This window comes from Pseudarthrobacter sp. LT1 (assembly GCF_035621795.1).
Taxonomy (GTDB): Bacteria; Actinomycetota; Actinomycetes; order Actinomycetales; family Micrococcaceae; genus Arthrobacter.
Genome location: NZ_CP141830.1, coordinates 1,550,361 through 1,571,853, shown reverse-complemented (window position 1 = coordinate 1,571,853; position 21,493 = coordinate 1,550,361). Strand labels below are relative to the sequence as shown.

The window sequence follows — 21,493 nt, the reverse complement described above, 5'->3', positions numbered from 1 at the left end:
GGCGAACTTGGGGGCTTGCCGGACGGCGCGGCCTACAACGCTGCAAAAACCGCCGTGGCCGGGCCTAGGATTGTTCTCCGTGACCAATCCCCCCAATCCGGGCGACCTGCTGACCCGCCGCCGGAAGCTTCTGTACATCCTCCTTCTGGGTGCCTTGACGGCCCTCGGTCCGTTCACCATCGACCTTTACCTGCCCGCCTTTCCGGCGCTGGAGGCAAGCTTGGGGGTGACCGAGGCGCAGGTCCAGCTCACCCTGGCCGGCACCACGGTCGGTTTCGCGTTCGGGCAGCTGGTGGTGGGTCCGTTCAGCGACAAGTTCGGCCGCCGGACTCCGCTGATCCTGGCGACTGCCCTGCACATCGCAGCATCCCTGGGCGCGGCCTTGTCCACGGACATCACCACGCTGGGGATCTTCCGCGTCCTGATGGGCGTGGGCGCCGCCGGCGGCGGCGTAGTGGCCATGGCCATGGTGCGGGACCTGTTTTCCGGCTACGCCATGGTGCGGATGTTCTCCCGGATGTCACTGGTCAACGGGCTTGCGCCCATCCTTGCCCCCGTGATTGGTTCGCAGCTGCTCCTGGTAATGCCGTGGCCCGGCATCTTCGTGTTCCTGGCTGCCTACGGGACTTTGGTCATCGTGGCCGCCCTGCTCCTGGTCCGCGAGACGCTTCCGCCGGAAAAGCGGGGCCGGAGCGGCATGACCGCCCGGCAACGCTACCGGGCGCTGTTTACCGACCGGATCTTCGTGGGGCTGCTGATGGTGGCGGGCTTCAATTTCGGCGGCCTCTTTACCTACCTGTCGGCCTCGCCGTTCCTTTTCCAGGATGTGTTCGGGTTCTCCGCCCAGCAGTACGGGCTGCTCTTTGGCATTAACTCCCTGGGCATCGTGGCCGGCGTGCAGACCAGTTCCCGGCTTATCAGGATTGTGCCTCCGCAGTGGATCCTGGCGGGCGCCACGGCCTGGATGTTCCTGATGGCGGTGCTGATCGTGGTCTTCGACCGGGCGGGCCTGGGGCTGTGGGGCGTGATGGTCCCGCTGTGGTTCTACATCATGGGCACCGGCTTCATGTTCCCCTGCGTCCAGGTGCTGGCCCTGGCCGGGCACGCGGCCCAGGCGGGAACGGCAGCCTCCCTGCTGGGCGCGGCCACATTCCTCATGGCCGGGCTCATCTCCCCCGTGGTGGGCTGGCTCGGCATCACCAGCGCCGCTCCCATGGGAGCAGTGCAGGCGGCCTGCATCCTGCTGGCGATCACAGCACTGTGGCTGGTGGTGCGGCCCCGCACGGTACCCTCGATCCACTGAGACCTACCTCCAATGCGAGCCGTTCTTCCGGCCCGCTGGGCCCTGTCCCCACTCCCCCTCGAAAGGCAGCCTGTGAGCCGCACACCGCACCGGAATGGACGGGGACTTTTCCTCGGGGCGGTGCTGGGCGCCGTCGTGGGTTATTTCGCCGGCCGCGCCCTGGGAAACCCTGCCTGGGGCATCATCCTGGGGACGCTGGCAGGCGCGGCGATCCTGTACCGGGTGAATCCGGGGTCCCGCGGCCGCCGCTGAACGGCCTGCAGCGATTTTGTTGTGGCAGGCCGGTGCGGCATTCCCTGCCGCCAGGGTCCCTCCCGCGATAAAATGATGCCGTGCCCAACTGGCAGAACCAACCGCCACTTCCGGCCACATGGCAACGGTGCGACGCCCGGATCCTGCCAGTGTGGTGGGAGCGGCTGTGTGCGCAGGCCGGGCAGCAGTCCGCGGCGCTGTACGCGGCGGGGTTGTTCACGGAAGACCGCCGCCGGCCCATCGCCCAATGGTTCAATCCGGCCTTCAACGCAGCCCTGCTGGTGGCGCCGGAAACCTCGCCGGAATGGCCGGTGCAGCGCTTCGGGATTTTCTACGCTCCCCCCGACTCAGGCTTTGTGAGGATCCACTCCGCGCCGCACGAGTGGAGCCCGCGCGAACCCCGGAAGTCCCCCACGGAGCAGGAAGCCTTCCAGGCGGCCATCGTCGAGGCGGAAAGGTTCCTGCAGGTGGAAATGGATTTCGTCTGAACAGACTCCCACCCCGCGGAAAGAAAAAATCCCCGTTCCTCCATGTGGAGGAACGGGGATTTTTCGTTGCGCTCCTCCTGCTGGACTTGAACCAGCAACCCTTCGATTAACAGTCGAATGCTCTGCCAATTGAGCTAAGGAGGAATGAAGCAGGTATGACATTAGCAAAGGATTCCGGCCGAAGGGAAATCGGCGGTTTTCCGGGCCCGGACGGGCCTGCAAGGAAACAAAAATCCCCGTTCCGGAGGCCGGAACGGGGATGGAAGCTCCTCCTGCTGGACTTGAACCAGCAACCCTTCGATTAACAGTCGAATGCTCTGCCAATTGAGCTAAGGAGGAATGAAGCGGGTATTAGCCTAGCAAACAGTTGGCACGGAAACGAAATCGGGCGGCCGTGAGCTGGCCCACCTCCAGATCCGCTGAGCAGGCCACCCCTACGACTCCGCGCGCAGGGCCCGGCGTTCCATTTCCAGCATCATCAGCTCGCGGTTGAGCCGCTGGTAGGTCTCCGGGTCCGCCGCCGCGTCAAGGCGCTGCAGCTGGCCCATCTTGTCCGCCTTGACCCGGGTGATCTGGAGTTCGAAAAGGCGGGACAGAATGTCGCGGCAGTACTTCAGCACCGCTTCCTCGGTGTGGGCCGGCAGCGGCACGACGGCGAGCTCGGATACCAGCGGCCGGAGGGGTTCCGGAACCTCGTGCATGACGTGCTCCACCCAGCGCACCGGATCGACGGTCAGGCCGGGACCAGTGGCGCGCATGGCATCGTGGACGGCCTGGAAGGCAGGGATAGCGAACCGGGCAGCGGCAAAACGGTCCCAAACCCCGCCGGCCAGCAGGGAGGGTTGCTGCAGCGCCACTTCCAGCGCCTGCCGCTCCATGGAAGCCACAGGATCGCGCGGGTCCGGGCGGTGGAAGGAGGGGACAACGCCCGACGACGGCGCGGCAGCTACGCCGGGTCCGCCCGGCTGGGCAGGGGCCGGGCTGGAGGGGCCGCCTGGCTGCGGCTGGCCCGGAGCCGGGGGCCGTCCGGTCTCGCCGCGCTTGACGGCTGCGGTGACCAGGCGCAGGACTTCGTTGGGGTCCGGCATGCCCAGCCAGCCGGTCAGGGCCTGGCAGTAGCCCGTCCGGGTGGAGGCGTCGCGGATGGCGGCCACCACGGGCACGGATGCCTTGAGGCCCTGGACGCGGCCTTCAACGGTGTCCAGGTTGAACTGCTTGAGAGTGCTGCGGATGGCGAACTCGAACAGCGGCCGCCGGGACTGGATCAGGGCGTGCACCGCCTCGTCCCCGCGGCTGAGGCGGAGATCGCACGGGTCCGCGCCTGTGGGTTCCACGGCCACGTACGTCTGGGCGGTGAAGCGCTGGTCCTCTTCAAAGGCGCGCAGGGCTGCCTTCTGCCCGGCGGCGTCGCCGTCGAAGGTGAACACCACTTCTCCCCCGGTGCCGTCGTCGGACAAAAGCCGGCGGGCGATCTTGATGTGCTCGGTACCGAAGGCGGTGCCGCAGGTGGCTACCGCCGTCGTAATCCCTGCAAGGTGGCAGGCCATGACATCGGTGTAGCCCTCCACCACCACCAGCTGCCTGTCTTTGGCGATGCTCTTCTTGGCGAGGTCGATGCCGTAGAGGACCTGGGACTTCTTGTAGAGGGTGGTCTCCGGGGTGTTGAGGTACTTGGGGCCCTGGTCGTCCTCATACAGCTTGCGTGCGCCGAAGCCGATGGTGTCACCGGCCATGTCCTTGATGGGCCAGATGAGGCGGCCGCGGAAACGGTCGTAGATGCCCCGGTTTCCTTCGCTGAACATTCCGGTGAGCTTGAGCTCGGCGTCGGTGAAGCCGCGGCCGCGCAAGTGCTTCAGGAGGGCGTCCCACCCCTGGGGAGCGTAGCCGCAGCCAAAATGTTCCGCGGCGGCCCGGTCGAAGCCACGGCCAAAGAGGAAGTTGCGGGCCGTTGCGGCACCGGGCGTGAGCATCTGGGCACGGAAGAATTCGTCCGCAATCTTATGGGCGTCCAGCAGCCGCTGCCGGCGGCCCACTTCCTCGCGGTTGGGGCCGGTTCCACCGTCTTCGTAGCGGAGCTCGTAGCCGATCCTGGACGCGAGCTTCTCCACGGCTTCCTGGAAGGAGCTGTGGTCCTGCTTTTGGACGAAGGCGATGACATCGCCGTCCTCGCCGCAACCGAAGCAGTGGTAACGGCCTACCTGGGGACGGACAGTGAAGGACGGCGAGCGCTCGTCATGGAAGGGGCACAGGCCCTTGAAGGTTCCCAGCCCGGCGCCCTTGAGCGTGACGTAGCCGTCAACCACTTCCTTGATGTCCGTGCGCTGGCGTACTTCGTCAATATCTTCACGTTTAATCAGCCCAGCCACACAGCAATCTTAGTGTCACCGGCCAGGCGTCACTGCCCGGGCACCCGCGTCCCCGGTTCCGGTGTCCTCCCGTCGAGCAGGCTGAGGGCCAGCTTGGGGCAGAGGAAGACTGCCTCCTGTGCGACTTCCCGGTCTGCGTCGCGCAGCGGAACGTCGGTCCTGTCGCGGCCTGCCTTCCCGCGCGCCACGGGGTACCCCCAATCGTCCCGGTCCAGCACGCCGGGAAGCAGTTCGGCGCACAGGCCGCGGCCGTCGCAGCTGGTCCAGTCGATATGCAGGTGCGTCTTCATGCTGCTGCGCCTCCCGGGCCTGTGCAGTATCCGGAGAGGTGGGCGCGGAAGTCTGCGGCGAAGACCTCCAGGGCACTGCTGACCAGCCCGGTGGTCCCCTCCGGGTGCCTGCACGCGCCCCGCCCGGAGACCAGCCTCCCCAGCCGGTCCAGTTCGGAGGCAAGGCGTGGATTCGTTTCCCCTCCGGCGATCCTGTTGAGGACGGACGCCATGGCCGGAAGTCCGAACATGCAGGGCCCGCACTGCCTGGCGGACTGGTCCGCAAGGTAGCTGACGATCCGGGCCGTCGCCTGGATCCCGCAGGTCCGCAGATCCAGGGCATGGATCACTCCTGCGCCCGGCCGGGCGGTCCGGTCCGGCGGCCCCACGGGTGAAAGCGCGTGCGCCGCGGGCCGCACCCACCGGCCGTGGTAGCCGCCCACCAGGACGGCGGACAAGGCGGCAGGGTCCATGCCCGCTTCCTGCAGGACCGCCGAAAGCTGCGCACCGCCGGGCACCTCCAGCACCACATCCCGTACCGGGGCAGGCCCGGAAACGGACACCAGCCGAGTGCCCGGATCCGTCGCGGTGCCCGCCTGGCGGAACCACTGCGCCCCGTAACGGGCGATCAGGGCAACCTGGGCGAGGGTTTCGACGTTGACCACCAGTGTTGGCCGGCCGTTAAGGCCGGATTCGCTGAGGCGCCGGCGTTGGTCGGTGGGGACAGCGCTGCCGTTGCCGATCATATTGACGACGGCGCTCGACTCGCCGGAGATGAAGGTTTCGGGTGCCTGCACTACCCGGATCCGGTTGCCCCGGGGGCGTTCGCCGACGGCCTGCTGCACGCGGGGCAGGCCGGCCGCCGGCGCGTAGACATACATGCTTGCGCCGCCCAGGGCCGCGGCCATGGCGGCCAGCCCGTCGATGACCAGGTGGGGCGCGTGGGCAAGGAGGGTGCGGTCCTTGAAGCTGAGCGGTTCGCCCTCGGCGCCGTTGGCGATCACCACCGGCCGGGCCGTAAACAAACCCTTCCGGCCGGACCCGGCAGCGGCAGTGGCTTTGCGCCAGGTTTCGAAAGCGGCTCCGCCCCGGCCGGTCAGTCCAGCCTCGGCGAGCGCCTCCAGCAGTCCGGCTCCCGCAGCGTGCGGGTCCCAGGGCCCGAAGGTGTCGAGGTGCTGTTCCCAGCCTGCGTCAGGGCCTGCTGCCAGGAGCCGCGGTTCCTGCCGCTTGTTGTCCTGTACGGCGTGAAGGGGCGTCATCGGGTAGGTGTCCTTGGCGTGGCTCACGGGAGGTTTCCTTGCCGGGCGTGGGAGGTTTCGAGGAAGGAGGGGCTCAGCCGCCACAGCAGGGCCGCGGCAACGGCCACCGCGGACGCCGCGGCCAGCAGGAGGAACCAGCCGCTGGAGACGTCAGTGCCGTTGCCCAACGCGTGCGCCATCGCCACCGGCCAGACGCCATAGCTGAGCCAGTGCACGGCCTTGAAACTGCGCTGCCCGATCCGGTGCCGCAGCAGGCCCGTCACCACCACGGCCAGGACAAGGTCCAGCGCCACGGTGCCCAGCCCCTGCCAGAACGGCTGGAAGGAGCCCAGGAAGGGCACCACGATGTCCACCGGGTTCAGCTTGGCAAAGGAGTCAAGGAGCAGGGAGCCCACATGCAGTCCGAGGAACACCGCGGCGAGCAGTGCGATGTTCCGGTGCAGGAGGCTGATGGAGAACCGGGGCAGCACCAACAGGGGCCGGCCGGACCGGTTGAGGATGCCCAGCAGCACCGACGCGGTGAAGAGTGCCAGGGACACAAACCCGCTGACCCGGCCGAACGCCCACATCGCCTCATCCATGGCCGCCACCCCCGCGAGTAATGCTTTCCCCGGTGCTCCCACCGGGGTTGCAGGTTTCCGCCGGCCAGCCGCCAGTGGTGGCGACCCTGCCCCGGCTGTCCACCAGCCGGGCAGCAATGCCTTCGGTCCGGAACCAGTCCAGGGCAGCGAAGCCGCGGACAATGGCCGCGGTACTGAAAGCGTTCGCTTCCAGGCAGGTGGGCGCTGCGACACTCACCGAACGCCAGACCGGCTCGGCGGGGAGGCCAAAGCGGGGATCAAGGATGTGGTGGACCTGCGTCCCCTGGTGCTTCCAGCGGCGTTTCTGCGTACTGGACGTGGCCACGGCGAACCCCGGGGCCAGGGAGATGTACTGGGCAGGATCGGCAGGAAGGTCCTGCACCATGATCTGCCAGTGGCCGGGCCTGCCGTCCTCGTGCGGTCCGGGCCCGGCGCTGGCCAGGTCACCGCCCAGGCCCACGAGCACTCCGCAGCCCAGCTCCCGGTAGACACCTGCGGCGGCAAGATCGGCCGCGACAGCCTTTGCCGACGCCCCCAGGTCCAGGCGGAGGTCGGCCGGCACGGTGAGGGTCCCGGCCCCAAGCTGGAGCCGGGACCAGCCGGGTGCCCGGGGTGCCGGTAGAGGGTGCTGCGGTACCGGCTGGGATGAGACAGGCTGCGGCGGTACCGGCACGCTGGTGAGCCCCGGACTGCCCTGCCTTCCCGGGCCGTGGCCCAACGCGGCCAGATCGGTGCCGAGAGTGGGGTCAACGTCGCCGCCGGTCATCCGGGCAGCGTCCAGGGCACGTTCAAGGAGCAGCCGGAACATGGGGCTGATGCTGACACCCCGCGCCATCTGGGGCTGGAGCCTCATCAGTTCCGAATCTTCCCGGAAGCGGCTGCAGGCGCGGTCAACCTCCGCCACGGCATTCCGGACAATGTCCCACGCCGCGCCAAGCATTGCCGGTTCCGTGACCGTGACCGAGGCCTCAAGCCCCCACACAGTCCAGCGGGTTTGCGCTGCGTCGTGCGGGGACGGTGTGACTTTCGGGGACGGTGTGCCTTCCGAGGACGCTGGCCCTTGCGGGGGTGCTGTGTCTTCCGGGAGTGTGCACCCAGCGGGTGCTGTGCGCCCTGCGGTCCTGGTAGCCGGGGCACCGGGACCTGCCATAGCGGAACGTGCCACGTCAGGACCCCGAGGACCGGCCGTGGACGGTACCCCCGCTGCCTGGCTGGACCGGCGTGGTGCTGCCGTAATTGCCGTAGCTCTTGGAGCGGCGGGGGCTGCTGTCCTGGCGGGTCCCGTAGTCGTCGTCATCGGAGCGGGCAGGACCGGATTTGGGGGTGCTTCCCTGCGTGCTGGTGTCCGTGGCTGGAGTGGTCCTGGCGATGACAGACGGCGTTGCGGCGTACACGGCAGCTGCCGCGACCCCGGCAGCGGCGAAGCTGCCAACACCCACGGCCGCGGTGATCCCGGTGGCGAGGCGCTTGCCCCTGCTGCGAGTACTCATGACCAGCTCCCGTTCCTAGCGGCCTGTCTTTCCTCCCATGGTGCGCTTCGTTCCTGTGTAGATGCTTTAAGGAAGCTGTTGATCGGGCGGACGTCCGGGCGGGAGCCAACGGCGGGTCACCAGAGCGAGGGCAGGCTCCCCACCAGGCGCTCGTACATGGCCAGGGCCGATCCATCGGTGAGTGACGCCACCTGGTCGATGACCACGCGAAGGCGCGCGCCGTCGTCGTCCGCCGCCCGCCAGTCCGCTGCGAACATCGGCTCCAGGTGCCGGTCACCCGTGGCGCTGAGGGCGGTCACCAGGGCATGGAGCACTTCCCGCTGCCGCTCGTAGATGGGTTGCCGGTGCTCTGTGGTCATCACGAAGGTGGTGGCCAGGCCCTTCATCACCGCGATCTCCATGACGGTTTCGTCGGGAACCATCAGTTCGGCGCTGTAGCGGGTCAGGTTTTCCGGCCCGTACACGGCGCGGGTGGTTTCCAGGGCGCTCTGGCAGAACCGGCCGATCAGCTGGCTGGTCATGTTCTTCAGCGCCGCCATGGATTTGCGGCTGCCGTCGGCCTCGCGCACCCAGACGTCGGTGGCTTCCAGCCGGGCGAGGGCTGCGTCAATGGCGGCGGGGTCGTTATGCGGCAGGTACCACTGCTTGGCGTAGCCCACCACGCGTGCGCGGTGGTCCGGGTTGTCCATCCAGCGCAGCTGGAAGTGGCCGGCGACGATCGCGTCTTCCACGTCGTGCACCGAATAGGAGATGTCGTCCGCCAAGTCCATGACCTGGGCTTCGAGGCAGGTCCGGCGTTCCGGGGCACCTTCGCGGATCCAGTTAAAGATGGGGAGATCGTCCTCGTAGGCGCCGAACTTGCTGGTCCGCTGCCCGTGGATCACCGGTGCTTCCAGCGCTGACCAGGGGTATTTCGACGCCGCGTCAAGGCTGGCGCGGGTGAGGTTCAGTCCCGCGGGCCTGCCGTCGGCCGCGAGGACCTTGGGTTCGAGCCGGGTGAGCAGCCGGAGGGTCTGGGCGTTGCCTTCGAAGCCGCCGATGGCGTGGGCCACCTCGTTCAGGGCCGATTCGCCGTTGTGGCCGAAAGGCGGGTGGCCGAGGTCGTGGCTGAGGCAGGCGGTGTCCACTACATCCGGATCGCAGCCCAGGGCGCGGCCCAGTTCGCGGCCCACCTGTGCTACTTCCAGGCTGTGGGTGAGGCGGGTGCGGACGAAGTCGTCGGTGTCCGGTGCCACCACCTGGGTCTTGGCGCCCAGCCGGCGGAGGGCCGACGAGTGCAGCACCCGGGCGCGGTCCCGCTCAAAGTCGGAGCGGTACGTGCTCTTGGGCGGCTCCTCCACCCAGCGGGCGGAATCGTGCGTGTCGTAGCCCGGCAGTGCCAGGGCTGCGGTGGGGGTGCCCGCAGGCGGGTGTCCGGCCAGGGATGCGTCAGCCACCGGAGACGTCCAGCTCTGCGGCCGCAATGTCCTTGGACTGGTCCTCGTTGAGTGCCCGGGAGTCCAGCCAGTCCTTGGGCAGGGCGGGCCTTTTCGGCGAGCCGGCGCGGCCGCGGGGGCCCTCGGCGTCCACGCCGGGGTAGGGCGAGTCCAGGTCCAGCTCGGCCAGCGTGTCCCGGAGCACCTCCAGGCTCGTCACCAGGGCCAGCCGGGTGCGCAGTTCCCCGCCCACCACGTAGCCCTTGAAGTACCAGGCGATGTGCTTGCGGATCTCCCGCAGGGCCTTGCCCTCGTCACCGAAGGTTTCCACCATCAGTTCAGCGTGGCGGTACACGCCTTCGGCCACCTGGCGGAGGTTGGGGCGGTGCCGGACGTCGCTGCCTTCGAACGCGGCCTGCAGGTCGCCGAACAGCCAGGGCCGCCCCTGGCAGCCGCGGCCCACCACCACGCCGTCCACGCCGGTTTCGCGGACCATCCGGACGGCGTCCTCAGCCGACCAGATGTCGCCGTTGCCCAGCACCGGAATGTCCGGCAGGGCTTCGCGGAGGCGGGCGATGGCGGACCAGTCGGCCTTGCCCGAATAAAACTGCGCGGCGGTCCGGCCGTGGAGCGCGACGGCGGCGACACCGGCGTCGCGGGCGATCCGGCCGGCGTCGAGGTACGTGAGGTGGTCGTCGTCGATCCCCTTGCGCATCTTGATGGTCAGCGGGATGTTGCCCTTGGAGGCTTCCTTGACGGCGGTCTGCACGATCGAGGTGAAGAGATCGATCTTCCAGGGCAGGGCCGAGCCGCCGCCCCGCCGGGTCACCTTGGGGACGGGGCAGCCAAAGTTGAGGTCAATGTGGTCAGCCCGGTCTTCCTCCACGAGCATCCGGACGGCAGCGCCGACCGTGCCGGGGTCCACGCCGTACAGCTGGACGGAGCGGACCTTTTCGTCGTCGTCGTGCGAAATGATGCGGAGGGATTCGGGTGTCCGCTCCACCAGCGCGCGGGAAGTGACCATCTCCGCCACGTACATGCCGCCGCCATACTCACGGCAGAGCCTGCGGAAGGCGGAGTTGGTGATGCCGGCCATGGGAGCCAGGATCACGGGGGTGTCCACCGTGATGGGTCCCAGCTTCAGGGGCGGGAGTTCCAGCTTGGGGGCGGGAGGAGTTGCAGCAACAGTCACTTGTCCATTGTTGCAAAGCCGGGCAAATCGGGGATCCAGTCCAGTGCCAAAGTACCTGTCCCCGGTTTCGGACGGCTGTTAGCGTGGCGCGGGGACGGACAACCAGCCAGGACGTTTGAAGGAGACTTGCCCATGCTTTCCGACACCGCTTACCCCGTGATCCAGGCGACCCTTCCCGTCGTCGGCGAACATATCCAGGAGATCGCCTCCCGTTTCTACAAGCACATGTTCGGCGAACACCCCGAACTGCTCAACGGCCTGTTCAACCGCGGCAACCAGGCTGATGGCCGGCAGCAGCAGGCGCTGGCCGGTTCGGTTGCCGCGTTCGCCGGCTTCCTGGTCAACGACCCCACCCACCTGCCGGACCATCTGCTGTCCCGGATTTCGCACAAGCACGTCTCCCTGGGCCTGAGTCCTGAGCAGTACCAGGTGGTGCACGACAACCTGATGTGGGCCATTGTGGACGTCCTGGGCGACGCGGTGACACCCGAGGTGGCCGCGGCCTGGGATGAGGTCTACTGGCTCATGGCCAACATGCTCATCAACAAGGAACGCGGGCTCTATGACGCAGTCCGGCTGAGCCCGGAAACTGTCTGGCGCACCTGGCGGGTGGCCGAAAAGATCCAGGAAACCGACGACGTTGTCAGTTTCGTGGTGGAGCGGACCGACGAGAGGGAGGTTAAGCCGTCGCTGCCGGGACAGTACGTCACCATCCGCATGCAGATGCCCGACGGTGTCCTGCAGCCGCGCCAGTACAGCCTCACCCAGGCCGACGACGGGCAGCACCGGCGGTTCGCGGTCAAGCGCGTGCGCACTGAAGGCGCGCCGGACGGTGAGATGTCCAGCCTCCTGCACGACCACGTCAACGTGGGTGACGAAGTCACCCTCTCAGCGCCCTTCGGCGATGTGGTGCTGGAATACACTGACCGGCCCGTGGTGCTGGCGAGCGCGGGCATCGGAATCACGCCCATGGCCGGCATGCTGTCCCACCTGGTCAAGTCCGGCTCCCAGCGGAAGGTCCTGTTCCTGCACGCGGCCGACTCCCCTGCCTCGTTTGCACTGCGGAACCAGGTCACGGCCGACCTCACCGCACTTTCCGATGCTTCCCTCCATGCCTGGTTCCTCAACCCGGACGGCGGGGGCTCTTCCGCCGACGGCAGCGTGCATTCCGGATTCATGAACATCAAGGACGTCCAGTTGCCGTCCGACGCCGAGTATTACCTCTGCGGCCCCATGCCCTTCATGCAGGCGGTGCGGACCGCCCTGGTGGGCGCAGGGGTGCGGGCGAAGGACATCCAGTACGAAGTCTTCGGTCCGGACCTCTGGCTGGCCGACTACCAGTAACCCGGCGAAGGCCGTGAAGGCAGGCCCCGCCGCCGGTTTATATGCAGGTCAGCCGCGGTCCGCCCGCCGGCCCCGGCGGGTGGCGGCCTCTTCCGTGGGCAGGACACCGGGTTTGACGGCGGTGCGCCGGCTGCGTTCCTCAAGGGCGGCTGCGGCGAGCGCGTCAGTGTCCGCGACGTCGTCCGCGTGGCTGTGCCCGCCGTCGTCGGCCACGCCGGCCCCTGCTGCACTGGGACCCGACGCGCCGGCCCCTGCTGCTTTGGGTCCAGCTGCACTGGGTCCTGCTGCGTTGATGCCGGTCGCCTTGACCACGAGCACGGCGATGAGGGTGGTGACCGGGATGGCCAGGACCAGCCCGATGGAACCCACGAGCGTCCGGATGACTTCCTCGGACAGTTCGGCGCTGGTGAGGGTGTCCATCAGGGGCCGGTCGTAAAGCATGACGATGATCAGGATGGGCAGCGCGGCGCCCGCGTAGGCGAAGGCGATGGTATACACCGTGGAGGCGATGTGGTCGCGGCCGATCCGCATGGCGGAGGTGAACAGCTTCCGGGCGCTGCTGGCGGGTGCCAGTTCGTAGAGCTCCCACACGGCCGAGGACTGGGTGATGGTGACGTCGTTGAGGACGCCCAGGCCGGAGATGATGAGCCCGCAGAGAATCACGCCGGAGATGGAGATGTTGGAGGACGTATTCACCAGGGTGGCGGCGTCATGGCTGCCCACGCCGGCCAGGTTGGCGGCGTCCGTGGCCCAGGCCGCCAGCAGCGCCGTGATGGCCAGCCCGAAGATGGTGCCCAGGAGTGCCGTGGAGGTGCGCGCGGAGAATCCGTGGGCGAAGTACAGCACCCCGATCATGATCACGGTGGATCCCACCAAGGCCAGCAGCAGCGGCGGTTTTCCTTCCACCAGGCCCGGGAGCAGGAAGTTTGCCAGCACGAAATATGCGCCGACCAGCCCTATCAGGGCCCGGAGCCCCCGCCACCTGGCGACGGCGATGACCACCACGGCGTAGAGGACGGCGAGCAGAACAATGGGCATGGTCCGGACGAAGTCCACGAAGATGTAGGCCGGCGACCCCTGCGATCCCGTGGCACCCTGGGCGTTTGACAGGTTCAGGTACCGGATCTGGTCGCCGGGCTTCACCCCATGGGATGAGGCCACGTCAGGGTTGATGACCACCTTCACCGGGCTGCCGCCCTTGTCCGGCTCGGTGAAGGCGAAGGTGCAGTCCGAGCCCTTGCCGGGCGCCTGCTGCGGGCCCTGTTGGCCTGTTTGCTGCTGGCCGGTGTAAGGTTGCCCGTTTCCCTGTTGCCCGTTTCCCTGCTGGTTTGTCCCCTGTTGCCCGGTTCCCTGCTGGCTGGTGTCCATGCAGCTCCCGGTGACCACGTTCTGGATGGTGCCGGTATCGAAGGTGACCCCGGGGGCGGTGGAGTACGGGTTGGCGAGCGAGAGCCCCTCCTTGCTGCCGGACGGCCACAGCGCGGCCATCCCGGCCAGGGTCAGCAGCGCCAACGGAATGAGCACCGCAGCCAGGATCCGGTTCGCTTTGCTGCGGGCAGCCATCGCCTGGGGCGTCGGCTCCGAATGATCCAAGGAAGAGTGGGAGTGACCGGCGCCCATCAGCAGTACAACCTCATGGTTGAACTCTACGTGCGGCGCCTTAGGGTTTATAAATGGACCATCGGGATGGGGAGGAACCAGGCATGGACAACCGTGGTGCACAGGGGGCCGGCAGCAGGGGAACCGGTACTAATGGGGCCGGGACCGGTACTAACGGGAGACCGGACAGCGGCGCGGTGCGTGCCGGGCAGGCGCCCCTTCTTCCCGCCCACCGGCCGGTGCTGAGCGTCCTGGAAGCATCCGGCAGCACCAAAGGCGTGGTCCTGGTCCTGCACGGCGGCAAGGCCCACAGCCGGGAACCGGTGGAGGCACGGCACCTGAGCCCGGCCAGGATGATCCCTTTCGCCAGGCACCTGCACCGTGCCGGCCGGAAACACGGATTGGCTGTCTGGTCCCTGCGCAACAGCGTCCGCGGCTGGAACGGCCCGGACATGTCACCGCTGCAGGACGCCCGGTGGGCCCTGCAGCAGATCGCGGAACGCCACCCCGACGTTCCCGTTTTCCTGCTGGGCCACTCCATGGGCGGGCTGACCGCCGTGTGCGCGGCAGACCACCCGCAGGTGGAGGCCGTGGTGGCGCTGGCGCCCTGGCTGGGCCCGGAAACCCCGGCGGACAGGGTCACCGACAGGAAAGTCCTCATCATCCACGGCACCACCGACCACATGACCAGCCCCTCGCAGTCGCTCGCCTTCGCCCGCCGGGCTTCCGCGGACGCCGCGAGTATGCAGTACGTGTCACTCAAAGGCGTGGGGCACTTTATGCTGCGGAAGGTCCGCGTGTGGCAGACGTTGGCCACCGGGTTCGTCATTAAGTCCTTTGCCGAGAGCACGGGCGCCGGCGTCCAGCCGTCCCGCGCCTTCACGGAACTGCTTCCCGAGTCCTCCGTCCACGTCACCCTGTAGGCCGTTCCTGTGCCCTGGCGTCCCCCGGCCAACGACCGCTTCTACCGCCTGATCGTCCGCACGGGCCAGTTCCTGCGCTGGGCCCTGCAACTGGACATTCAAGCCACCGGGCTGGAGCACCTGCCAGCACAGGGACCGGCCCGCGGTCCCTCCCGGACGGCCGTCCGCGGGGACGGGGCGGTTTTCGCCGTGACGCACTTCGGCTACGTGGATTTTGCGGTGGTCGAACTCCTCCTGTGGCGCCGCGCACGGGCCCAGCTGCGGTTCCTGGTCCATCAGGGAGCGGCGGACCATTGGCTGGCAGGCCCTGCCATCAGCGCCAGCGGCCACGTGGTGGTGGGATATACGGGCCGCGCAGACGCTTACGCCGCTGCCGTGGCCAGGCTGCGGGAAGGCGAATACCTGGCTGTGTTCCCCGAGGCGGGGGTCAGCAGGAGCTTCACTGTCCGCGAATGCCGCACGGGGGCTGTCCGGATGGCGGCGGAGGCGGGCGTTCCGGTCATTCCGGTATCCATCTGGGGCGCCCACCGCATCTTGACCCGGGGGCACGGCTTTTCCCTCCGCCGCAGCTGGCGGGCGCCGGTCCGGGTCCATGTGGACGCGCCGGTGGTATTTCCGGCCGGCGTTGACGTTGAGGCGGCAACGGAAGCTTTGCGCGGCACGCTGCAGGCGGGAATCGACCGCTGCATCGCCGACTTTCCGCTTCGGCCGGAACATGGGGCATGGTGGATGCCGGCACGGCTGGGCGGCGGTGCACCAACAGACGCCGAGCGGCAACTGCTGGACGCTGCCGACGCAGCCGCGGGCCGCCGTCGTGCTCCCCGCACCAAGTAGCCGGCTTAAACGACGGCGCCACGTACCGTCCGGGAACGGCACGTGGCGCCATCGTTGGGGCCGGAAGTGACCTAGTCGGAGACCACCAGGATCTCGGCGGCCGCCAGCCGGGCTTTGCCGCTCTCCAGGAGAGGCTCGACGGCGGCGCGCAGGGCCGTCATGGAATCGTCCAGTTCCAGCATGACCGGGTGCTGGTAGGCAATCAGGGCGAGCATGTCCCGTACCGCCTCGGCAGCGTCGTCCGCGGCAAGCGAGGGCTCGTGGCCGACGAAGACGTCCGTGGGCGTCTCCTGGCCTGCGCTCCCGGCGCCGTCTGTATGGGGTGCGTCGTCAGGCCCGGCGGGAGCGGCGTAGCTGACCGCGAACGCCCGGATGCGGCCCTTCTTGCTCGGCGACACCCCCTGGCCGAACGCGGATTCCGGCTGGGCGCGGAGCACGATGGCACCGTGCGCACCGGTGAGCTCGTCCAGGAACAGCTTCTGCACCTGGCCCACGGAGAGGACCCCCGGGGAGTCCCAGCCGTGGATGGAGGTGTAGTAGCGGCCCACCACGTCAGTCAGTTCCACCGAGCCGGTGGCCAGGTCCATGACGATGTCGGAACCGGCGTTCTCACCGTCGATGGGGCGGCCGCCGTGGTCCTTGTCCGGGAAAACGGGCAGCCGCAGGGCTCCCGGCTCCACGATGACCAGCCGGGAACGCTGGATGGGTGCCAGCCCGGCGGCTTCGGCGAACGCAGCACCGGGGCTTCCCGGTTCCACCTTGGCGCGGAGCTTGGAAACGCCCGACGGCGCGTGGCCGGCCTCGCGCCGCAGCATGGCGAGGAGGGTGGCACCGATGCCGTTGCGGCGGTGGTCCCGCGCCACTTCAACGTACGTCCACAGGCGTTCCGGGTGCAGGGAGGCTTCATAGACGACGCCGGCTGCGACGGGGATGCCGACGCCGTCAACAACGTCCTCGGCCACAATGCAGCGGCGCCACGGGGTGCCGTTCCCGCCGTTGGAAGACACGGCGAGGGCGCCGCGGAACTGGCGGGCCTGGGCGGTCTCCGGACCGCCCCAGATTTCCAGCAGGGCAAGGTCGTCGCCGTCCCGCCATTCGCGGTATTCGATGGCCATGCTCAGGCGCCGACCAGCCGTGCGGCCAGGTAGCCTTCCACCTTGTCCAGGGAGACGCGTTCCTGGCTCATGGTGTCCCGCTCGCGGATGGTGACGGCCTGGTCCTCGAGGGTATCGAAGTCAACGGTGATGCAGAACGGGGTTCCGATCTCGTCCTGGCGGCGGTAGCGGCGGCCGATTGCGCCGGCGTCGTCGAAGTCGATGTTCCAGTTCTTCCGCAGCTGCGCGCCCAGGGCCTTGGCCTTCGGGGACAGGTCCTCGTTGCGGCTTAGCGGCAGCACGGCGGCCTTGACCGGCGCCAGGCGCGGGTCAAGCTTCAGCACCGTGCGCACGTCCACGCCGCCCTTGGCGTTGGGGGCCTCGTCCTCGGTGTAGGCATCCACCAGGAACGCCATGAAGGAACGGGTCAGGCCGGCCGCGGGCTCGATGACGTACGGGGTGTAGCGCTCGTTGGTGGCCTGGTTGAAGTAGCTCAGGTCCGTGCCGGAGGCCTTGGCGTGGGTGGAGAGGTCGAAGTCGGTGCGGTTGGCGATGCCTTCCAGCTCGCCCCACTCCGAGCCCTGGAAACCGAAGCGGTACTCGATGTCCGTGGTGCCCTTGGAGTAGTGGCTCAGCTTTTCCTTGGGGTGCTCGTAGAACCGCAGGTTCTCCTCGCGGATGCCCAGGCCGGTGTACCAGGCCATGCGCTCCTTCATCCAGTACTGGTGCCATTCCTCATCGGTGCCGGGCTCGACGAAGAACTCCATCTCCATCTGCTCGAACTCGCGGGTGCGGAAAATGAAGTTTCCGGGCGTGATCTCGTTGCGGAAGGACTTGCCGATCTGGCCGATGCCGAACGGCGGCTTCTTCCGTGAGGTGGTGAGCACGTTGTTGAAGTTCACGAAGATGCCCTGCGCGGTTTCGGGGCGCAGGTAGTGCAGGCCCTCCTCGCTGGCCACCGGCCCCAGGTAGGTCTTGAGCAGGCCGGAGAACTCCTGCGGTTCGGTCCACTGGCCGCGGGTGCCGCAGTTGGCGCAGGCAATGTCCTTCAGGCCATTCTCGGCAGGCCGGCCCTTCTTTTCCTCGTATTCTTCCTCGAGGTGGTCGGCCCGGTAGCGCTTGTGGCAGGAGAGGCATTCCACCAGGGGGTCGGAGAACACTTCCACGTGGCCGGAGGCTTCCCATACCTGGCGGGGCAGGATCACGGAGGAGTCCAGGCCCACCACGTCCTCGCGGCCGCGGACCACGGACTGCCACCACTGGCGCTTGATGTTTTCCTTCAGCTCGGCACCGAGGGGGCCGTAATCCCAGGCAGAGCGTGAACCGCCGTAGATCTCACCGGCCTGGAACACGAAGCCCCTCCGCTTGGAGAGGGAAATGACCTGGTCGAGGACGGATTTTGCTGCCATGGGGTAACTCCAATTTCTACAGGGCCGCTGGGTGCGGTCCGCGGGTTGTCAGGCCCGGCACTGCTTTGCACGTGGGGCGCAGGGCAGCGGTTCGGGCGGATGAAGGAAGATCGTGGAAAAGCTTGTGTCCTAGCGTACCGGCCGCTGCCTGCGCAGCGCGCCCCGTGGCCACGGCAGGGTTGCCAGGACGATGGCGCCGAGCGTGAGCAGGGTCCCCAGCACAGTGGCCGGGGCCACGACGGTGCCCGGGGCGGGCAGCGCCAGGTCCAGGGCCAGCGAACCGAGCAGTTGGCCCGCGATCATGCCCAGCCCGGTGACCAGTACGCCCAGGCTGCGGACCAGGAGAGCGCCCAGCCCAATAAACACGCAGCCCATGGGACCGCCAAGGTAGTACCACCACTCCCCCGGCAGCGGGTTGGCGGGGCCGGCAACCGCGAGCTTCACGGCCAAGGCGGCCCAAAGCACCGTGCAGCCGGCCACGAAGTTGACCAGCGTGGCGGCAATGGGAGTGCCGTAGTGGAGGGTGGCGGTGCCGTTCATGGCCTGCTGGAAGCTCATGAGGAACCCCGCCGCTACCGGCAGCAGGATAGGAACCAGCAACCCGGCGGCCCCGTCCCCTGAGCCACCGCTGCTGAACCGGGGCGACACGGCCCACGCGACGGCGGCGATGGTCAGGATGCAGCCAATGATGCGGATGCCGGTGACGGATTTCTTTCCAGCCGGCCCGATCCCCAGCCGGTCCACCAGCAGGCCGCTGACAGTCTGTCCGGTGACGGTGGCCACGGTGAAAAGTGCCACACCGAGGATGCCCACAGTGAAGGACTGGGCAAAGACGAACAACGCACCGATGGCACCGGCCACCACATAGATGCGGGGAAAGGCGCGGTTGCGGACCGCCGGGATGATGGCGGCCAGGCCGGCCCGTCCCCGCGGCAGGACCAGGGAAATGACGATCATGACCAGCAGGCCTGTGCTGAAGCTCACGGCCGCCGCCGCGATTCCGTCATTGAGGCGGGCGCCCAGCGCCCCGTTGATGCGGCCCTGGACGGGAATGGCCAGGCCGGAACCCACGGCCAGGGGCAGGCCTGCGAGTGCCGGCAGGCGGGAAGGGGAGGTCATTGAATCCACCTTAGTTCAGGCATTATTGCTCTATGAGCAACCCCATTGAGGACGTCCCCATCCGCGACAGCATGATCCGGCTCGGCCAGCTGCTGAAGCTCGCCAACCTCGTTGAGGACGGGGTGGAGGCGGCGGAGCTCATCAAGAACGGGCTGGTCAAGGTCAACGGCGGGATCGATGACCGCCGCGGCCGCCAGCTGCACAACGGAGACACCGTCACGGTCAACGGCCAGAGCGTCCGGGTAGTCGCGCCGGAGGCCTGACCGGCAGCCGGGCAGACTGAACCAGCCGCTGGGACTGGCGCGCCGCCGTCGTCCGTTCTATTTGTTCAGCACTTCGTGGGTGAGGAACTCGCCCACGTGCCCGATCTCCTGCTGGTTGATGCCGTGCCACATGCCGGTGTACAGCACCTTGGTGAGCTTGACGTGCTTGCGCACCCAGCCCATGGTGAACTCGACCTTGTCCTGGGTGATCACGGGGTCCTGCTGGTCCCGGCCCCAGAACATGGGCACGGTTCCGTCCAGCTCCGCGTCCTTGAAGGTGGGGTCGCCGGCGGCGTCCACCACGAAACCTGACAGTCCGACGACGGCGGCGAAGTCCGTGGGCCGCTGGCGGAGGAGCGTGGTGGCCATCGCCATGCCCATGGAGAAGCCGAGCAGGGTCACCGACGGGTGGCCCACGCGGATGGTGTCGATCCACTCCAGCGCGTAGGCCGAAGCCTTCTTGACCCGTTCCAGGGAGTATTCGATCGAGGCCGTCAGCGGGAACCAGGTGAAGCCGGGGCCCATGGCGATGGGCGCCCGCAGCGAGGCGACGGCGAAGTCCCCGGGCAGCAGGTCGGCCAGGCTGAGCAGGTCCTGCTCGTTGGCGCCGTAGCCGTGGAGCAGCACCAGCAGCGGCTTGCCGGCGCGCTGGTCTTCCGGATGGGACCACAGGACAACGGGGGCAGGAAATACTTCGGCGTCAGTCATGGTTTCCATTCTTACCAGTTACTTGTAGGTAACAACCTACGTTGGCGTAGCCAGAGAGGTGAAAGGCAGGATAGGGACCGTGACTGACGCAAGTGCCATCCAGACCCCGCCCGCCCACTCCGGATCCCACCCCTGGACCCGGTATGTGGCGATGGGCGATTCCTTCACCGAGGGCATCGGCGACCCCGAGCCCTCGAGCCCCGGCGGACACCGCGGCTGGGCCGACCGCGTTGCAGAAGAGCTGGGCCGCACCCAGCCGGATTTCGCGTACGCCAACCTTGCCGTCCGCGGCAGGCTGCTGCAGCAGATCGTGGACCAGCAGCTGGCCCCGGCCCTGGAGCTGAAACCGGACCTGGTCACCCTGTCCGCCGGCGGGAACGACCTCATCCGCCCCGGCGGCGACCCTGACGCGCTGGCCGAGAAACTCGATTCCGTGGTCCAGATCCTGTCCATGGGCGGCGCCACGGTGGTGCTGTTCAACGGGCCGGACACAGGCTCCTCGGTGCTGGGCAGGATCCGCAGCAAGGTGGCCATTTACAACGAGAACCTGCGGACGGTGGCAGCCCGCCATGACGCGGTCATCGCGGACATGTGGTCGCTGCGGCAGCTGAGCGACCCGCAAATGTGGGACCAGGACCGCCTGCACTTCTCCCCCTTGGGGCACCACACCATTGCCGCCATGGTGCTGGACGCGCTGAACGTGCAGCATTCGCTGGAACCGCTTCAGCCCAAGCCGCTGCCGCCGCGCACGTGGCGGGAGGCCCGGAGCGGGGACTTCGTGTGGGCGCGCGAATACTTTGTCCCATGGGTGCTGCGCCGGCTGCGGCGCCAGTCCTCGGGTGACGGCGTCATGGCCAAGCGTCCGACGCCGGGTCCCATCTTTGGCCCGGGCGTCCCGCTGGGTTCCGGCGAGGGTCCGCTGGGAACTTCTGAGCCCAGCCGCCGCTAAGGCCTCCCGGGGTTAGGCTGGAAGGACAATACACGAGAGGCGCGCCACCGTGAGCAGCTTGTTTTTCTGGATCATCATCCTGTCCTTCGTTGTCCCCATGGCCATGCGGGCATACCGGCGCTCCATGGCGCGGCGGGACCGGAACCAGGGCCTGCCCGGCCAGTTTCCGGGTCCGAACCAATTTCCCGGCTCGAACCAGTTCCCGGGTTCCAACCAGTTTCCTGGCTATGGCCAATTCCCCGGTTCCGCCGGGCCGCAGAGCAACCAGCCGCGCGACGGGTACACCCAGCAGGACTACTTCTCCGGCGGCTTCCGCCGGGCCGGCCAGCAGGGCGAGCCGCCCATCCCGAACCAGTACGGTCAGCCGCCCATGACGGACCCCCGTTACGGCGCTCCGCAGGAACCGCTGTTCCACCAGCAGCCCCAGCAGCCGCCCTACCAGCAGCAGCCGTACCAACCGCCGTACCAGCAGCAGGCACCGGAGCAGCCTTCCGGACCCGCCACTCCCCCGCCGCCGTCAGGCCCGCAAGGATACCGGGCGCGGAAACTCGCGGAGCTGGACCAGCAGTACAGCAACGGTGAGCTGTCCATGGAGGAGTACATGAAACGCCGCGGCGACATCATGAACGGCTAGCC

At 68.0% G+C, this 21,493-nt stretch carries 22 protein-coding genes and 2 tRNA genes; 9 read left to right on the top strand and 15 right to left on the bottom strand.

Annotated features, from left to right (window positions below; translation table 11 throughout):
• The first annotated feature begins 79 nt into the window (after positions 1 to 79).
• The 3 genes from VIK36_RS07370 (at position 80) to VIK36_RS07360 (ending at position 2,043) form a co-directional block, all read left to right on the top strand.
• Positions 80 to 1,303 (top strand): multidrug effflux MFS transporter, encoded by a 1,224-nt coding sequence (locus VIK36_RS07370; RefSeq protein WP_324644653.1) that lies wholly within the window; start codon positions 80 to 82, stop codon positions 1,301 to 1,303.
• 72 nt (positions 1,304 to 1,375) lie between these two features.
• Entirely contained in the window at positions 1,376 to 1,555 is a 180-nt protein-coding gene (locus VIK36_RS07365) for a glycine zipper 2TM domain-containing protein (protein WP_224025554.1), read from the top strand.
• Positions 1,556 to 1,635: 80 nt separating this feature from the next.
• On the top strand, positions 1,636 to 2,043 hold the full coding sequence (locus tag VIK36_RS07360) for a hypothetical protein (protein WP_324644652.1): 408 nt from the start codon (positions 1,636 to 1,638) through the stop codon (positions 2,041 to 2,043).
• Between the two features lie 71 nt (positions 2,044 to 2,114).
• On the opposite strand, the gene VIK36_RS07355 is transcribed toward VIK36_RS07360, so the two are convergent.
• The 10 genes from VIK36_RS07355 to dusB all read right to left on the bottom strand — a co-directional run bounded on the left by VIK36_RS07355 (position 2,115) and on the right by dusB (position 10,615).
• Positions 2,115 to 2,187 (bottom strand) — tRNA-Asn (locus VIK36_RS07355).
• Between the two features lie 122 nt (positions 2,188 to 2,309).
• A tRNA-Asn gene (locus tag VIK36_RS07350) sits at positions 2,310 to 2,382 on the bottom strand.
• 95 nt (positions 2,383 to 2,477) lie between these two features.
• Positions 2,478 to 4,409 carry a DNA primase gene (gene dnaG, locus VIK36_RS07345; RefSeq protein ID WP_255174985.1) on the bottom strand — a complete coding sequence of 644 codons (1,932 nt, stop codon included), beginning with the start codon at positions 4,407 to 4,409 and terminating at the stop codon, positions 2,478 to 2,480.
• A gap of 29 nt (positions 4,410 to 4,438) precedes the next feature.
• Positions 4,439 to 4,699 carry a ferredoxin gene (locus tag VIK36_RS07340; protein ID WP_324644651.1) on the bottom strand — a complete coding sequence of 87 codons (261 nt, stop codon included), beginning with the start codon at positions 4,697 to 4,699 and terminating at the stop codon, positions 4,439 to 4,441.
• The gene (locus tag VIK36_RS07335) at positions 4,696 to 5,964 is read right to left on the bottom strand and encodes an NADH-ubiquinone oxidoreductase-F iron-sulfur binding region domain-containing protein (RefSeq protein WP_324644650.1); all 1,269 of its coding nucleotides are present in this window, start codon (positions 5,962 to 5,964) and stop codon (positions 4,696 to 4,698) included. Before VIK36_RS07335 ends, VIK36_RS07340 begins: the two co-directional genes overlap by 4 nt.
• Positions 5,961 to 6,518 carry a ferric reductase-like transmembrane domain-containing protein gene (locus VIK36_RS07330; protein ID WP_255174982.1) on the bottom strand — a complete coding sequence of 186 codons (558 nt, stop codon included), beginning with the start codon at positions 6,516 to 6,518 and terminating at the stop codon, positions 5,961 to 5,963. The genes VIK36_RS07335 and VIK36_RS07330 overlap by 4 nt, the downstream gene beginning before the upstream one ends.
• A complete protein-coding gene (locus VIK36_RS07325; protein WP_324644649.1) occupies positions 6,511 to 7,500 on the bottom strand; it encodes an FAD:protein FMN transferase in 990 nt (329 codons plus the stop codon). Before VIK36_RS07325 ends, VIK36_RS07330 begins: the two co-directional genes overlap by 8 nt.
• Positions 7,501 to 7,684: 184 nt before the next feature.
• On the bottom strand, positions 7,685 to 8,008 hold the full coding sequence (locus tag VIK36_RS07320; RefSeq protein ID WP_324644648.1) for a hypothetical protein: 324 nt from the start codon (positions 8,006 to 8,008) through the stop codon (positions 7,685 to 7,687).
• Between the two features lie 116 nt (positions 8,009 to 8,124).
• Positions 8,125 to 9,444: a deoxyguanosinetriphosphate triphosphohydrolase gene (locus tag VIK36_RS07315; RefSeq protein ID WP_420716255.1), complete on the bottom strand. Its 1,320-nt coding sequence runs from the start codon at positions 9,442 to 9,444 to the stop codon at positions 8,125 to 8,127.
• Positions 9,437 to 10,615, bottom strand: coding sequence for a tRNA dihydrouridine synthase DusB (dusB, locus tag VIK36_RS07310; protein ID WP_159632404.1), 1,179 nt, complete (start codon positions 10,613 to 10,615; stop codon positions 9,437 to 9,439). Before dusB ends, VIK36_RS07315 begins: the two co-directional genes overlap by 8 nt.
• A gap of 132 nt (positions 10,616 to 10,747) precedes the next feature.
• Between dusB and VIK36_RS07305 the strand changes: the two genes are divergently transcribed.
• On the top strand, positions 10,748 to 11,959 hold the full coding sequence (locus VIK36_RS07305; protein ID WP_255174978.1) for a globin domain-containing protein: 1,212 nt from the start codon (positions 10,748 to 10,750) through the stop codon (positions 11,957 to 11,959).
• A gap of 48 nt (positions 11,960 to 12,007) precedes the next feature.
• Here the strand turns inward: VIK36_RS07305 and VIK36_RS07300 are convergent, their stop codons facing one another.
• Positions 12,008 to 13,522, bottom strand: a complete 1,515-nt coding sequence (locus VIK36_RS07300; protein ID WP_324644647.1) for a YibE/F family protein — start codon at positions 13,520 to 13,522, stop codon at positions 12,008 to 12,010.
• Positions 13,523 to 13,632: 110 nt separating this feature from the next.
• On the opposite strand from VIK36_RS07300, the gene VIK36_RS07295 reads away from it, so the two are divergent.
• Together VIK36_RS07295 and VIK36_RS07290 are read left to right on the top strand one after the other, a co-directional pair.
• Entirely contained in the window at positions 13,633 to 14,481 is an 849-nt protein-coding gene (locus tag VIK36_RS07295) for an alpha/beta hydrolase (protein ID WP_324644646.1), read from the top strand.
• Positions 14,482 to 14,490: 9 nt separating this feature from the next.
• On the top strand, positions 14,491 to 15,315 hold the full coding sequence (locus VIK36_RS07290) for a lysophospholipid acyltransferase family protein (RefSeq protein WP_324644645.1): 825 nt from the start codon (positions 14,491 to 14,493) through the stop codon (positions 15,313 to 15,315).
• 71 nt (positions 15,316 to 15,386) lie between these two features.
• Here the strand turns inward: VIK36_RS07290 and VIK36_RS07285 are convergent, their stop codons facing one another.
• The 3 genes from VIK36_RS07285 to VIK36_RS07275 all read right to left on the bottom strand — a co-directional run bounded on the left by VIK36_RS07285 (position 15,387) and on the right by VIK36_RS07275 (position 18,937).
• A complete protein-coding gene (locus VIK36_RS07285; protein WP_255174974.1) occupies positions 15,387 to 16,430 on the bottom strand; it encodes a GNAT family N-acetyltransferase in 1,044 nt (347 codons plus the stop codon).
• Between the two features lie 2 nt (positions 16,431 to 16,432).
• Entirely contained in the window at positions 16,433 to 17,818 is a 1,386-nt protein-coding gene (locus tag VIK36_RS07280) for a glycine--tRNA ligase (protein ID WP_255174973.1), read from the bottom strand.
• A 129-nt stretch (positions 17,819 to 17,947) separates the two neighbouring features.
• A complete protein-coding gene (locus VIK36_RS07275) occupies positions 17,948 to 18,937 on the bottom strand; it encodes a DMT family transporter (RefSeq protein WP_324644644.1) in 990 nt (329 codons plus the stop codon).
• Positions 18,938 to 18,969: 32 nt separating this feature from the next.
• Here VIK36_RS07275 and VIK36_RS07270 point away from each other — a divergent pair, with 32 nt between their 5' ends.
• Complete coding sequence (locus VIK36_RS07270; protein ID WP_255174972.1) at positions 18,970 to 19,200, top strand: RNA-binding S4 domain-containing protein; 231 nt, start codon at positions 18,970 to 18,972, stop codon at positions 19,198 to 19,200.
• 57 nt (positions 19,201 to 19,257) lie between these two features.
• Here the strand turns inward: VIK36_RS07270 and VIK36_RS07265 are convergent, their stop codons facing one another.
• Positions 19,258 to 19,908 carry an alpha/beta hydrolase gene (locus tag VIK36_RS07265; protein ID WP_255174971.1) on the bottom strand — a complete coding sequence of 217 codons (651 nt, stop codon included), beginning with the start codon at positions 19,906 to 19,908 and terminating at the stop codon, positions 19,258 to 19,260.
• A 79-nt stretch (positions 19,909 to 19,987) separates the two neighbouring features.
• Between VIK36_RS07265 and VIK36_RS07260 the strand changes: the two genes are divergently transcribed.
• On the top strand, positions 19,988 to 20,857 hold the full coding sequence (locus VIK36_RS07260; RefSeq protein ID WP_255174970.1) for an SGNH/GDSL hydrolase family protein: 870 nt from the start codon (positions 19,988 to 19,990) through the stop codon (positions 20,855 to 20,857).
• A gap of 49 nt (positions 20,858 to 20,906) precedes the next feature.
• Complete coding sequence (locus tag VIK36_RS07255; RefSeq protein WP_324644643.1) at positions 20,907 to 21,491, top strand: hypothetical protein; 585 nt, start codon at positions 20,907 to 20,909, stop codon at positions 21,489 to 21,491.
• Positions 21,492 to 21,493: the final 2 nt, after the last annotated feature.